The 13,383-nt window shown below is 73.5% G+C and carries 9 protein-coding genes; 2 read left to right on the plus strand and 7 right to left on the minus strand.

Annotated elements, in window-relative coordinates:
- Positions 1 to 12 precede the first annotated feature (12 nt).
- Complete coding sequence (locus tag P8A20_RS31635; protein WP_147962423.1) at positions 13 to 2,727, plus strand: helix-turn-helix transcriptional regulator; 2,715 nt, start codon at positions 13 to 15, stop codon at positions 2,725 to 2,727.
- Between the two features lie 88 nt (positions 2,728 to 2,815).
- On the opposite strand, the gene P8A20_RS31640 is transcribed toward P8A20_RS31635, so the two are convergent.
- The gene (locus P8A20_RS31640) at positions 2,816 to 3,463 is read right to left on the minus strand and encodes a Dps family protein (protein WP_147962424.1); all 648 of its coding nucleotides are present in this window, start codon (positions 3,461 to 3,463) and stop codon (positions 2,816 to 2,818) included.
- A gap of 171 nt (positions 3,464 to 3,634) precedes the next feature.
- Positions 3,635 to 4,618, minus strand: a complete 984-nt coding sequence (locus P8A20_RS31645) for an alpha/beta hydrolase (protein ID WP_147962425.1) — start codon at positions 4,616 to 4,618, stop codon at positions 3,635 to 3,637.
- Positions 4,619 to 4,910: 292 nt separating this feature from the next.
- On the opposite strand from P8A20_RS31645, the gene P8A20_RS31650 reads away from it, so the two are divergent.
- Complete coding sequence (locus P8A20_RS31650; RefSeq protein WP_147962426.1) at positions 4,911 to 5,882, plus strand: helix-turn-helix domain-containing protein; 972 nt, start codon at positions 4,911 to 4,913, stop codon at positions 5,880 to 5,882.
- Between the two features lie 41 nt (positions 5,883 to 5,923).
- Here the strand turns inward: P8A20_RS31650 and P8A20_RS31655 are convergent, their stop codons facing one another.
- The 5 genes from P8A20_RS31655 to P8A20_RS31675 form a co-directional block, all read right to left on the minus strand.
- Entirely contained in the window at positions 5,924 to 6,826 is a 903-nt protein-coding gene (locus P8A20_RS31655) for a helix-turn-helix domain-containing protein (RefSeq protein WP_306104713.1), read from the minus strand.
- Between the two features lie 116 nt (positions 6,827 to 6,942).
- Positions 6,943 to 9,729, minus strand: a complete 2,787-nt coding sequence (locus tag P8A20_RS31660) for an AAA family ATPase (protein ID WP_306104714.1) — start codon at positions 9,727 to 9,729, stop codon at positions 6,943 to 6,945.
- Positions 9,730 to 9,905: 176 nt separating this feature from the next.
- Positions 9,906 to 10,625 (minus strand): alpha/beta fold hydrolase, encoded by a 720-nt coding sequence (locus P8A20_RS31665; protein ID WP_306104715.1) that lies wholly within the window; start codon positions 10,623 to 10,625, stop codon positions 9,906 to 9,908.
- A gap of 44 nt (positions 10,626 to 10,669) precedes the next feature.
- A complete protein-coding gene (locus tag P8A20_RS31670) occupies positions 10,670 to 11,644 on the minus strand; it encodes an alpha/beta hydrolase (protein ID WP_306104716.1) in 975 nt (324 codons plus the stop codon).
- Between the two features lie 486 nt (positions 11,645 to 12,130).
- Positions 12,131 to 13,168, minus strand: coding sequence for an extracellular catalytic domain type 1 short-chain-length polyhydroxyalkanoate depolymerase (locus P8A20_RS31675; protein WP_306104718.1), 1,038 nt, complete (start codon positions 13,166 to 13,168; stop codon positions 12,131 to 12,133).
- Positions 13,169 to 13,383: the final 215 nt, after the last annotated feature.

Here is a 13,383-nt window from a genome sequence, read left to right on the forward strand (position 1 = left end):
AGGTCCGCCGAGATGGCCGGCAGCGAACTCGTCGGCCGGCACGCGGAGAGGGACCTGCTCGGCCGCGTCCTGAGCCACGCCCGGTCGGGATCCGGGGGATCGTCCGTCCTGCTGCGCGGTGAGGCCGGCATCGGTAAGACGGCGCTGCTGGAGCTGGCAGAGACGCTCGCCCGCGACAGCGGGTTCGCCGTCCTGCGGGCGGTCGGGGTGGAAGCCGAGGCGGAAACCGCGTTCGGTGCGCTGCACCAGCTGCTGCACCCCCTGCTGGAACGCTCCTCGGCCCTGTCGAACCCGCAGCGCGAGGCGTTGGAGAGTGTTCTGGGGCTGCGCTCCGGGCCGCCGGCCGGCGGGTTCCTGGTGGGCGCCGCCTCGATGGCCCTGCTGGCCGAGGCGGCACGCGTCCGCCCTCTGCTGATCGTCATCGACGATCTGCAGTGGATCGATTCCTCCAGCGCCGGGGTGTTCGCCTTCCTCCACCGCCGCATCGGTGAACTGCCACTGGCCTTCGTCACAGCCGCCCGGCCGGGGGCCGCGGCGGCCGAGGGCTGGCCCGCGTCACCCGCCGAGATCCACGCTCTCGCACCCGAGGAGGCCGGCGCACTGCTACGCAGCAGGCATCCCGGCCTGGCGGCCAGCACCGCCGACAGGGTTCTGTCGGAGGCGGCCGGCAATCCGCTGGCGCTGGTCGAGCTCCCCGCGCAACTGGACGGGGACGTGCTCCGCGGGCTCGAGCCCCTGCCCGAACGTCTGCCGTTCGGACAGAAGCTGGAGCGGATGTTCGCCGACCGGCTGGAGGTGCTGTCGCCGGACGCCGCGCGGGTTCTCCTGCTGGCCGCCCTGGGCGGCGGGGCGTACGGCGCCTCCCCGGCCGGGCAGCCGGGACCGGCGGGGGAGGTGGCGGAGGACGTGAGGGAGCAGGTCGAGGCCACGGGCCTGGCCCGCTCGGACCCATCGGGGCGCCTCGCCTTCCGGCATCCGCTCGTGCGCAGCGCCGTGATCTCCCGGGCGACGGAGGACCAACGACGTCAGGCCCACCTCGCACTGGCGGCGCGGCTGCCGCACGACGAACCCAGACGGCTGGTCCACGAGGCCTCCGCCGCCGCGCACCCCGACGAGGCACTCGCGGGCCGCCTGGAGCGGGCCGGACAGCGCATCGCCGCGCGGGGCGCCGACGCCGAGGGCGCACTGCTGCTCGACCGCGCGGCGATGCTCAGTTCCGACCCCGCGGACCGCGCCCGACGCATGACCTGGGCAGCCGTGACCGCCGCCCGCGGTGGCCGCCTCGCCCACACCGGCCGGCTCGTCGAGGAGCTGCGCCGGGGGCCCGTGCCCGACGACATCGCACCGCTCCTCGCCTACGCCGTCGTCTACGTCGACCAGAGCCACCGGATCGACTTCGAGTCCTCGTTCACCCTGCTGCCCGGCGCGCTCGACGCCCTCGCCGTGCCCGGCGCGGACTCCTTCGGCGGCCTGGCCGAGCAGGTGTTCTTCAAGCTGCTGCTCGCCGCCACGTACACGGACGACGCTCGCGCCTGGCACGCCCTGGACAGACACCTGGACAACGTGTCGCCGCTGGCGAGGCTCTGCCATCGCGCCTGGTCCGACCCGGCCCGCACGGCGCAGGGCGCCGCCGACGAACTCGCGCTGCTCAGCGAGGGGCTGAACGAGGAACAGGAGGCCGGCGCCGCCTGGCTGCTGCTGTGGACCGCCACGGCCGTCGACGTCGCCGACAGCGGCCTGTGGCGGCGGTTCACCGGCCAGCACGCCTACGCCACCCAGGGTTCGGTCGCCAAGGCAAGGTACTACCAGGACTTCCTCCTCGGCCGCTGGGACTCCGCGGACGACTGCCTGCGTGAGGCCGAGGCGTCCGAGGGACTCGGCTACCACTGCAACGCCCTGCTGTTCCGGCACCACTACGCGCACTTCCTCGCCGGACGGGGCGACGAGGAGGGCCTGAAGCGGATCGAGGCGCTGATCGGCCCGGTCGCCCGCACGGCCCGTATGCGGTTCGTCACCGACCACCTCGACCATCTGCACGGCCTGGCCGCCCTCGCCCACGGGCGGTACGAGGAGGCGTACTCCCGCATGGCCGAACTCACCCCGCCGGGGGTGCTGCCGACCGGTCTCCCCTGGTTCCACCTGCCGTTCTTCGACTTCGTGGACGCCGCGGTGCACACCGGCCGGCGGGAGCAGGCGCAGCGGCACCTGGAGGCGGGGCGGGCAGCCCGGATGGACGGGATCTCCGCCCATCACGCGTTCCTGCTGGCCGCGGCCGAGGCCCTGGCCGCGCCCGACGACGAGGCCGAGGAACGCTACCGCCAGGCGTGCGCCGTGCCGGGTGCGGAACGCTGGGTCTTCGAGACGGCCCGGCTGCGGCTCGCGCACGGTTCATGGCTGCGCAGACACCGCCGGGCCGGAGCCCGCGACGTCCTGATGGAGGCCCGCCAGGTCTTCTCCGGACTGGGCGCCACGCCCTGGGAGGAGCGGTGCGCGGCCGAACTGCGGGCGGACGGCCACCAGGTGGGTACCCGGGCCGAGGGCCGGGAGCAGCTCACCGGGCAGGAGACGCGTATCGCCCGGCTCGCCGCCACCGGACTGACGAACAAGGACATCGGGCAGCAGCTCCAGCTCTCACCCCGTACCGTCGCCACCCATCTGTACAAGATCTATCCCAAGCTCGGGATCACCTCGCGGGCAGCCCTCGCGCAGGCCCTGCGCGAGGGCTGACGGCGCCCGGGACGGGTTCGTCCCTTCCCGGGGCACCGGCGGGGCGTCTTTCGGACCCGGCCACCCGGGCGACGGGACCGCCGAGGGCTCAGCCGCGAGCGGCGCCGTCCTGAGGGCGCGCGGCAGCCGTCCGGCTCACATGGGTGAGCGGTGTGTCGACGAGGTGCTCGGCCAGGAACCACGTCTGGGTCTCGCCGGTACGGATCACCTCGGAGACGATCATGTCGTTGGATCCGTCGTCCCCGTGCTCCGCGACCTTCCGTGCGGCGTCCCGGGCGTCACCGAGGATCGTCTCGTGTGCCTCCAGCAGCCGCGACAGCATCGCCGGAACCTCCTCGACGCCGTTCGGCGGACGGGGGATCGAGGTGATCTCGGCGGCGTGACGGGGGTCGCCGACGGCCACTCCGCCGAGGCTCTGCACCCGCTCGGCGAGGGCGTCCACCACGGCGAGCTGCGCGGTCGCGTGCTGGTCGAGCAGCAGGTGGAGCTGGTGGAAGGTCGCGCCGCGCATCAGCCAGTGGTGCTTCTTGTAGAGGCCGTACAGCATCTGCGTATCCGCCAGGAGACGGTTCAGCCGCTGGCACGCGTACATCCGGGCATCGTGCGACAGGGCGATCGGCAGCTGCTTGACCGTGCCGAAGTGCTGGATCTCCGCACCCCGTTGGTGCAGCAGGGGCTGGGCAGCGGCCGGTGCCGTGGTGGCGGACGTGGCCGGCGCGGCGGAAGCGGTGGTCATGAGGGTGGTGCTCCTGAGACTCGGTGTCGCACGCGGGAGCCGGGAAACGCCCACCGCGTGGCGGGCGCGACGGCCCACCGACGACGCTACGGCCGCCCCCGGCCCGGGCCTTGACCGTGGACGACCGGTGCTGTTCCGACACTGCACGGCGCGCAGGGCGGCGGCCCGGACTCAGGGACAGCCGCTGTGCAGGGCGACATGGAGCGTGTCCGTCATCTGGGTCCTGGCCGCCCGGGAGGCGTGGCTCTCCCGGAGGGCGCCGAACAGGACGAAGCCGTGGACCGTCCCCTGGTACCGCACCGACACCACCGGCACCCCGGCCTCCCGCATCCTCGCTGCGTACGCCTCGCCCTCGTCGCGTACGACGTCCGCCTCGGCGGTCACGACCAGGGCCGGGGGCAGTCCCGACAGCTCCTCGGGGGTGGCCCGCAGGGGCGAGGCGGCGCTCTCGGACCGCCGTGCGGGATCCGGCACGTAGGCCTCCCAGAAGCCGCTCATCGCGGCGCGGCCCAGGAAGAACCCCTCGGCGAAGAGGCCGTACGACGGTGTGTCCATGGCCGAGTCGGTGACCGGGCAGACCAGTACCTGGTGCCGGAACCGGACCCCGGCGCTGCGTCGGGCCAGCAGCGTGACCCCGGCGGCCAGATTGGCGCCCGCCGAGACCCCCGCCACCGCCATCCGCCCGGCGTCCAACTGCCACTGTGCACCGTGGTCGGCGATCCATCCGGCGACCGCGAGCCCCTGTTCCACCGCCACCGGATAGCGGGCCTCGGGGACCCGGTCGTACTCGGGCACGACGACGGCCGCGTCCACGCCGAGCACCAGGTCGTCGATCAGCCGCCGATGGGCGGTGGCACTCCCCAGTGTCCAGCCGATCCCGTGCAGATACAGCACCACCGGCAACGGCCCCGTCACCCCCGCGGGCCTGAGGATGCAGACCCTGATCCGCCGCCCCGCCGGTCCCGGCAGAGCCAGCCACTCCTCCGTCACGTCCGGGTCGCCCGCGGAGCCGTCCTGCCAGGCGGCGGCGGTGTCCCTGGCCCTCGCCACGTCGGATCCGTCCCCGGCCCCGGGACAGCGGTTCCCCTCGGTGAAGGCCCGCGCGAGGCGTTCCAGGACGAGCGGCGGTTCCAGGGGCTGACCCTGCTGTTCCATGAGGACTCCTGCGCGTGGCGCGGCCGGGAGCGGGGGAGCGGAGCCCGCCGCGGCCACGCAGGCAAACACCCGGTGCCGGGAGCTTCCCGCTCCCGGCACCGGAGCACCACCCTACGGCCGCCGCGAACGCCGCGGCACCGCCCGGCGCACCGGGACATGCCGATCCGTGCACACTTCGTCCGCGCCCGGCACCGCACGGTGTCCGCCCTGCCGCGGCGGTCAGTCAGATGACCTAATGACCGGGCGCTCCGGCCGGTCAGACTCGGGTGACAGTACGAATGAGGAGACCCCTGTGCACCCCGACCCCGCCCGCCACGCCGGCACCGGCCACCTGGCCGCCTGGCAGCGCGAAGTCGGGCTGCGGCTGGCCGCGGTGAAGGCGGGCCGTCGGCACGACGGCCCCTTCGCGGCGTCGCTCACCGGCGTGCCGCTCGGTTACGTACGCCTGCTGTCGCTGGAGGCGGACCCCGTCCGGCTCAGCCGCACCCCCGGACTCGTCGAGAGCGCACCCGCCCGGGCGGTCGCGGTCGTCCTCCAGGAACACGGACACGCGGCCCTCACCCAGGACGGCCGCAGTACCGTGCTGGAACCCGGGCAGGCCGCCGTCGTCGACCTGCGGCGGCCCTTCGCGCTGGACGAGCGGGAACGGTTCCGCCTCCGCGTCCTGCGCGTGCCGGACCACGCGCTCGACGTACCCGAGCACTCCGTCCGGAGGGTGACAGGGCGCGCCCTGTCACCACGTGACGGAGTACCCGCGCTGCTCGTCCCCCTCCTCGCCCGGCTCGCCGTCACGGCCGGCCGGATACCCCCCTCGGTAGCCGACGCCCTGGGCGGCAACACCACCGATCTGCTCGCCACCCTGGTGCACGACGCGTCCGACCCGGACGACGACGACCACGCGGGGGCCGCCCGCGACCGGCTGGTGCGGTCCGTGCTCCGTCACATCGACCGTCATCTCGGCGACCCGGACCTCGGCCCCGAGACCATCGCCGCCGCCCACCGCATCTCCGTGCGCTACCTCCACCGCCTCTTCGAGGACGAGGCCGTCACGGTGAGCCGGCTCGTCCAGCGGCGCCGCGTCGAGGAATGCGCGAAGGAACTGGCCCGTCGCGGGGGCGTCAGCGCCACCGTCTCGGCGGTGTCGTCGCGCTGGGGATTCCACAGCCCGGCGCACTTCAGCCGGGCCTTCAAGGCGCTGTACGGCCACCCGCCCGGCCGGTGGCGCGGGGCCGCACCGGCGACGACGGACACCGTCCGGCCCTGAGCCACGAGCGGCGGGCCGCGGGACGTCCGCCGCTGCACGGATCAGGACGGGCGGACAGGGCGGCCGGACCGGTCACGGGGCGCGATGCCGTACGCCGCACGGAAACTCCGGCTGAAGTGGGCCGCGTTGCCGAAGCCCCAGCGCTTGCCCACCACCGCCACGGCCGGCCGGGGCGTCCCGCCCCGACGGCCCAGCTCACGCAGGCACTCCTCCAGCCGGCGCTGCTGTATCCACCGGCTGACCGTGACTCCCTCACCGGCGAACAGCTTGTGCAGGTAGCGCACCGAGATGTGGTGACGGGCGGCGATGCTCTCCGGTGACAGACCCCGGTCGAAGAGGTTCTCGTTGACGTAGGCCCGCAGACGGGTCGTCAGCAGGTGCCGGTCGGATCCGGCGTCCGGAGGGAAGGCGCTGCCCGTCTCCCTCGCCAGGGTCGTGAGCAGCCCCGCCGTGTCGGAGGCCAGCCGGTCCGCGGTCGGTCCCTGCCATGCCTCGCCCGGCCCGGCCAGGGACACCAGCAGCGGTTCGATCAGGGAGGCCGTGGGGCTGTCCGCCGGCCGGTGAACCCCGCGCAGGCCCGCCGGGTCGAGGGCCGGACCCAGCACGTGCAGGGGCAGCTGGACCATGTGGAGGAGGAAGTCCTCCGTCTCCCGCAGGGCGAACGGGCCGTCACACACCACGAGATCCCCGGGGCCGCACCGCCCGGTGCCGCCGTCGCCGAGGACCGCCGAGCCGCGTACGTGCACCAGCGCCGTGACGCCTGGCGCACCCCCGGGTACGGCCCGCAGAGCGAGCGCCGGGCCACGGACCGTGGTGACGCGCAGCGGCCCGACCACGTGGCTGCGCACATCGGCCGGCCCGTCGTCCGTACGGACGTGCAGCTCGGGGAGCCCGTCGTCCACCGCCTCGGCGGCACCGACAGGCTCCGGACCGGCCGACCTCATGAGAACCCCTTCCCGCGACACGTCTGTCACTCGATGCTGCGACAGCGGGGGGACGCGGGAGTACGTCGTTTGACTGACGGGTTCCGATCGGACCGGCAACCGGGCCCGGCGGACCGCTACCGGGTGTCCGGTGCGGACCTGCGCGCACCGGCGTCCGCCAGCGCCTCGGAGAGCGCGGCACGGGAGGTCACTCCGAGCTTGGGGAAGATCCGGTACAGGTGCGCGCCGACCGTACGGGGGGACACCCGGACACGGTTCGCGATCTCCCGGTTGGTGAGGCCGCCGGCGGCCAGCTCGGCGATGCGGCGTTCCTGCGCGGTCAGCACCGGCCGCGTCTCGCCCCGCCCCGCCGCCGGGACGGCACCGCCCGCGGCGCTCAGCTCCCGGTCGGCCGCGGCCACCCACTGCACGGCGCCGAGCCCGGCGAAGACCCGCCGTGCCTCCAGCAGCGGGAGCACGGCGTCCTTACGTCGGCTCCGGCGGCGCAGGTGACCGCCGTACGCCAGGTGCAGACGGGCATGGGTCAAAGGCCACTGCTCCGCACCGGGACGGGCCAGCGCCGCACGGAACAGGGCGTCGTCCTGGGCGACGAGGGCCGACGCGGCGGCCACGGTGAACGCGTGATGACCGGAGATCTCCGAGACACCGGCGGCAACGGCCGCGTCTACGTGCGCGCGTGCCTGCTCCCCACGTCCGGTGTGTCCCGCCGCTTCCACCAGGTCCAGGAAGCTGTGCAGGAACCAGGGAGCGCGGGCGGGCAGCGTGCCGGGCGGGGTCACCGCAGCCGCGTGGGCGTAGGCGTCCTCGTACCGGCCCGCCCCCAGGGCCAGGAGGGAGCGGTGGGCGTGCATCCCGTCCAGGAGGAAGCGCAGCCCCCGCTCCCTGGCCCAGGGCCCCAGCTGTTCGTGCAGGGCATCGAGCGCCTCTGCTTCGCCCCTGCCGGCCAGCACGAACCCGGCATGCAGGTGATAGGTCATCCGGTGGATGTCGAAGCCCCGTGCCGCCGACTCCCGGGCTCCCCGGCCGGCCGTGCGCAGGGCGCTCTCCCAGCGGCCCCTGATCACGTCGTCCCGGCAGGTGACGAGGTCGAGGAAGGAGCGGGTCCCCCAGAGGTGCTGCCTCTGCAGCCTCCCGAGCAGCTCGGGGTGCTCACCGATCACGTCGGCACCGACGGCCGTCCACAGGATCAGCCAGACGGACATGGCTTCCTGCTCGGGCGTCAGGGCCGCCAGCACCGGCCGCAGCCGCTCGGCGGCGCCGTGCGCGGTGCGGGCGGGGTCCTTCCACACGTCGTAGCAGAGCGCGGCGAGTGGAGAGGCCTGGGAAATGTGCCGGTCCAGGTTCCGCCAGAGGGCGTCGTCCCCGGTGTAGACGGTGGTCAGGATCAGCAGGCAGAACAGCGAGTCCCTCAGACCGCCCGGTTCCTCCTGGGGGAGCGCTCCCAGGCCGTCCAGGATCTCGGACATGACCACGGCCGGAGCGCGGTAGTCCGAACCCTCGTGCAGCTGGAAGAAGGCGATCGAGAACTGGTGGAGGACAGCGAGGTCCTCCGGCACGGGATGCCGCGACGCCTCGTCCAGGAGGCGGCGGATGAAGTCCAGCGGAGCCGCCCCCCGGGTGGCGAGCGACGCGGCCATGATCCACCGGCGCACGGCACCGGACGGGCTTTCGCTGAGCGCCGCCGCTCTGCCGTACAGCCGGGCTGCCTCCACCTCGCCGCGCCGCTGCGCCATCTCCTCAGCCGCCCGTTCGAGACACGACGCCGTGCCCTCGTCGGGGTCCACGGTCCCGGCCGACAGATGCAGGGCACGCTGCGGGTGGTTCGGCGGCAGCAGTGCCGCGATCCGCAGATGCGCCTTGCGTACCGCCGCCTTCGGCGCGAGTTCCACGACACACGACGCGACCAGCGGATGGCGGAAGCGGAGCTCCGACGTCGCGGGATCCACGACCGCCAGGCCGGAATCGGTGAGTTCCTCCCGCAGACCGTCGTCACCCGGTGGATGCGGCACGCGGACCCGGGCACCCGGCAGGTCCGCCCTGCGCCCGGCCTCCCCGAGGGCGAGCCGCAGCAGCCGGTCCCGCGCCGGGGAGGAGAGACGACCAATACGCTCCTCGAACAGGCGTCCGAGGCGAGTGCCCACCGGAAGGTGGTCCGGCAGGGGCAGCGCGCCCCGGCCGACATCGGGGTCCAGCTGGAGCGGCAGCTCGGTCAGCGCGAGCGGGTTGCCGCCGGCCTCGTGCAGGATGCGGTGACGCACCCCGGACTCCAGGTCGGGGCAGCGGGAGTCCACCAGGACGCCCGCCTCGTCGGAGCTGAGACATCCCACGTCGATCACCGTGCTGGTGGGCCCGTCGAACCGTGCCTCCTCGTCGCGCGTGGCAGCCAGCAGGACCACCGCCGTCCGCTCGATCCGCCGCTGCAGGAAGGCGAAGACCGTGGCACTCGTCTCGTCGGACCACTGGAGGTCGTCGAGGACCACGAGCAGCGGCCGGCGCGCGGCCGTCCTGGCGAGCAGGCCGAGCGCGGCGTCGCCCAGGGCGAATCCGTCCGGCGGCGCCCCCTCACGCACGCCGAGAGCCCGCTCCAGTGCGTCCTGCTGGGCCGGGGGAAGGCCCGCGGACTCGTCCAGCAACGGCCACAGCACCTGGTGGAGCGCGGCGTAGGCCAGGCCCGACTCCGCCGCCGCGCCGACCATGCGCAGCACCCTCGCGTCCGCGGCCCTGGCCCGGCGGACGGCCCATTCGAGCAGGCTGGTCTTGCCGATCCCGGGGTCACCGCGCAGAAGCACGGCGTTACCGGCCCCGGACAGCGCGGCCGAGAGAGCCGCACGCTCGGCCGCGCGTCCCACCAGTTCCGGCCCGTCGTCCCCGTCACCGGGAAGACCGGTCTCCCGCACACTCATGCTGTCCTCGCTCGTCGGGCCCGCAGTGCCGCCGTCGGAGGTAGCACGACCGAATCGCTTTCACGACCGAACCACCATTATCGGGCAGCGCCGGAGTCGCCGAGCACGGGTGGCACGACGACCGCGGCGCGGCCGGGCCCGATGGCCCGGCCGCGCCGCGGTCCGTGTGCGAGTGATCAGCGGGTCGTGGCCGTCACCGCGTCGACGATCAGCGCGGCGACCTCCTTCGGCCGGGAGACCGCGACGGCGTGCGAGGCGCCGTCCAGCTCGACCGTCGTCGCACCGGCCCGCTCCGCGCCGAAGCGCTCGACGTCGGGGTTGATCGCCTGGTCGGCGCCCGCGACGAGAGCCCACGACGGCTTGGTCCGCCACGCGGCCGCGGCGGCGGTCTCCGTGAACACCGTGGTCGACAGCGGCCGCTGTGCGACGGCGAGCACCTCGGTGACGTCGGCCGGGACGTCCGCGGCGAAGATCTCCGGGAACTTCTCGGCCGCGATGGTGACCTCGACGGCGGTCTCCTCGCCCGCGACCGGGTACACACCCTCGCGCAGGTTGCTGACCAGGGGCGAGAGAGGGAAGCGGCCCTGGAGCTCGCCCAGGCTCTCGCCCTCGTCGGGCACGTAGGCCGCGATGTAGACGAGCCCGACGACGTTCTCGGCGGTCCCCGCCACGGTGATGAGAGCGCCGCCGTAGGAGTGCCCGACCAGGACGACGGGTCCGTCGATCCGGGAGGCCACTGCCGCGATGTAGGCGGCGTCGGAGGCGAGCCCCCGCAGCGGGTTCGCGGCGGCCACCACGGGGATGCCGTGGCTCCGGAGCTCGGTCACGACGCCGGACCAGCTGCCTGCGTCGGCGAAGGCTCCGTGGACGAGTACGACGGTGGGGGTGGTGGTCATCTCTCAGCCTGTCTCGGGTCGGTGTGGGTGCAGGGCGGTCGCGGTCAGCTGCCGTGCAGGGCGGTGCGCAGCGTCTGGACGGCCATGGTGATCGCGGCTTCCGCGGCGTGGGTCCCACGCAGGGCGTCGAGCATGACGAAGTCGTGGATGATGCCCTGGAAGCGCACGGCGGTGACGGGCACGCCGGCCTCACGCAGCTTGTCGGCGTAGGCCTCGCCCTCGTCGCGCAGCACGTCCGCCTCGCCGGTGATCACGAGAGCCGCGGGGAGCCCGCTGAGCTGCTCGGTCGTCGCCCTCAGCGGCGAGGCGGTGATCTGGGCGCGCTCGGCCTCGTCGGTCGTGTACTGGTCCCAGAACCACTGCATGCCGTCACGGCGCAGGAAGTAGCCGGTGGCGAACTGCTGGTACGAGCCGGTGTCGAAGCTCGCGTCGGTCACCGGGTAGAACAGCACCTGGTGCTTGAGGGCCACGTCACCGCGCTGCTTGGCCATCAGCGTCAGAGCGGCGGTCATGTTGCCGCCCACCGAGTCACCGGCCACGGCCAGCCGGGAACCGTCCAGCTGCTTGGTGGCACCGTCCTGGACGATCCACCGGGCGACGGCGTAGTTCTGCTCGATGGCCACCGGGTAGCGGGCCTCGGGCGAGAGGTCGTACTCGGGGAAGACCACGGCCGCGCCCGCGCCGACGGCGAGCTCGCGCACCAGGCGGTCGTGCGTGTGGGCGTTGCCGAACACCCAGCCGGCGCCGTGGATGTAGAGGATCACCGGCAGCGTCCCCGTGGCGCCGGCCGGCTTCACGATGCGCGCCCGGACGTCGCCCGTCGGCCCGCCCTGGACCGTGATCCACTCCTCGTCGACCTCCGGCTTCTCGACGCCGTCGCCGGACTGGACCTCGTCCACCGCCTTACGGCCTTCCGCGGGGGCGAGTTCGAAGAGATAGGGCGGGTTCGCCGTCGCCTCGGCGAAAGCGGCAGCGGCCGGCTCCAGCACGGGGGAGGTACGTGCGACGTCTTCAGGCATGAGCGGTACTCCTGCAATTCGTGAATCCGGCGCACCGTGCCGGGTCGTGCCGGGTGCGTGCACCGGGGAATCAATAGGGTGGGCAGGAAACGCTAGGCCGGGACTGCCGCGCACCCTTGCCTGCGCACGCACGGATGTTGCCTGCCCGTGCACAACAAGCCTGGGACGGGGTGCGAAGCGTGCGGTTTCCCGGGCCGGCCGAGGAGAAACGGTCGCGAGGCGGGGCCGTCGCGGGCGAATTCGTACGCGAACGCGCTCCGGTGCGGCGTGGTTTGCCGCCGTGATGTCGGGCTCTCCCGCGTATGCGCGTCTCCCTCATGCATTCCAGCATCTGCGGCACATTTCCGAAAGGTTTCCGCCCCGGATATTTCTTCCCCAAAGGTTTCCGACGCGCAGGCCGTCCACTCCGAAGGAGTTCCGGGGAACCGCCCGGAATTCCGTCCCCGGCCGTGCGCCGGCTCGGCGGGACGCGGAATTCGGCGCGACTCAGCCGCCCAGGCCGAAGAAGCGCGACGCGTAGTAGGGACCGCAGAGCGAGTCGTGGCCCCGCCCCACCGTGCCGCACCGGTCGATGCCGGTGCCGGGGTCGACCGGGGCCTCATGGCCCATCGCGTCGATCAGATACGTCTCCACCTGCCCGCTGCCGTACACCTGCTTGGTGACGCCGGAGGCCGGGCTGGAGGAGGACGTCGGAGTCTGCGGGACACCGAACACGTCGGTCCACCCGTCGCGTTGCTTCTCCAGCGACTTCTTGTTGATCAGCAGGTCGGAGCCGCCGTGCCAGATTTGCACCCGCGGCCGTGCGCCGGTGTACCCGGGGTGGGCGCTGCGGATCCTGTCGCCCCACTCCGTCGGGGAGACGAGGTTGTACCGCCCGGGACACGGGGCGAGGGAACCGGTCCGGAAGTAGTCCGTCTCGGTGTCGGCGCAGCCGTAGGCCATACCGAAGAACACGGCACCCGCCTCGAACACCTCCGGGTGGGCCGCCAGCATCACATTGGTCGCAGCGCCGCCACCGGAGTAGCCGGCGGCGTAGACGCGGTCCGCGTCGGCGGAGTACCGCGCCTTCATGTGGTCGACCATCTGCACCACCGAGCGGGCCTCGCCCTCGCCGTCGTGCGTGCGGTCGGCCGGGTTCCACGCACTGAAGCACCTGTGCGGCACGATGCCGCCGGATCCGACGTTCTCGTCCTTCTGCTCGGGCAGGACGAGGGTGAACCCGTACGTGTCGGCGTACTTGCGCCAGCCCGTGTCGATGTCCAGGTCCTCGGCGGAGCCGCCGCAGCCGTGGAAGAGGACCACGACGGGGGCGCCTGACTGTGCCTGCTCCGGGACGTACGCGAACATCCTCAGATTGCCGGGGTTGCTGCCGAACGCCGGCACCTCGTGGAAGCCGGTCTCCGCCCGCGCCGGGGCGGCGGTGAGAACGGCCGTGGCCGCCACGGCGACGATCACCGTGAGCAGCGTCCTGATCCTGCGTACCGAGAAGCGGGATTCCGCGCCCGCCGCGCTTCGGGATTCCATGCCCGAAGCGTGGGCCCACGCACCTCTCCGGGGCATCGGCAGGATGACCGGCGACCGCCCTTCGACGCGAGATGCGGCGGCCCTCGTACCCGGCGCCTCCCACCGCACGGCCACGCCCCGGTCTCATGTGACCCGCGGCCCCCGCTCTAGACGGGTGGGGTGGGGCGCCCGCCCGGCACCCCACCCCTGACCCGCCCTGCGGTGCGTGTACCCCG

Origin of the sequence: Streptomyces sp. Alt3 (assembly GCF_030719215.1) — a bacterium.
GTDB classification, from domain to species: Bacteria; Actinomycetota; Actinomycetes; order Streptomycetales; family Streptomycetaceae; genus Streptomyces; species Streptomyces glycanivorans.

What these genes read in the sequence shown, in the direction of transcription:
- P8A20_RS31675 (WP_306104718.1), bottom strand. Translation starts at nt 13,168, where the DNA reads ATGGAATCCCGAAGCGCGGCGGGCGCGGAATCCCGCTTCTCGGTACGC.
- P8A20_RS31645 (WP_147962425.1), bottom strand. Translation starts at nt 4,618, where the DNA reads ATGGAACAGCAGGGTCAGCCCCTGGAACCGCCGCTCGTCCTGGAACGC.
- P8A20_RS31640 (WP_147962424.1), bottom strand. Translation starts at nt 3,463, where the DNA reads ATGACCACCGCTTCCGCCGCGCCGGCCACGTCCGCCACCACGGCACCG.
- P8A20_RS31660 (WP_306104714.1), bottom strand. Translation starts at nt 9,729, where the DNA reads ATGAGTGTGCGGGAGACCGGTCTTCCCGGTGACGGGGACGACGGGCCG.
- P8A20_RS31655 (WP_306104713.1), bottom strand. Translation starts at nt 6,826, where the DNA reads ATGAGGTCGGCCGGTCCGGAGCCTGTCGGTGCCGCCGAGGCGGTGGAC.
- P8A20_RS31665 (WP_306104715.1), bottom strand. Translation starts at nt 10,625, where the DNA reads ATGACCACCACCCCCACCGTCGTACTCGTCCACGGAGCCTTCGCCGAC.
- P8A20_RS31635 (WP_147962423.1), top strand. Translation starts at nt 13, where the DNA reads ATGGCCGGCAGCGAACTCGTCGGCCGGCACGCGGAGAGGGACCTGCTC.
- P8A20_RS31670 (WP_306104716.1), bottom strand. Translation starts at nt 11,644, where the DNA reads ATGCCTGAAGACGTCGCACGTACCTCCCCCGTGCTGGAGCCGGCCGCT.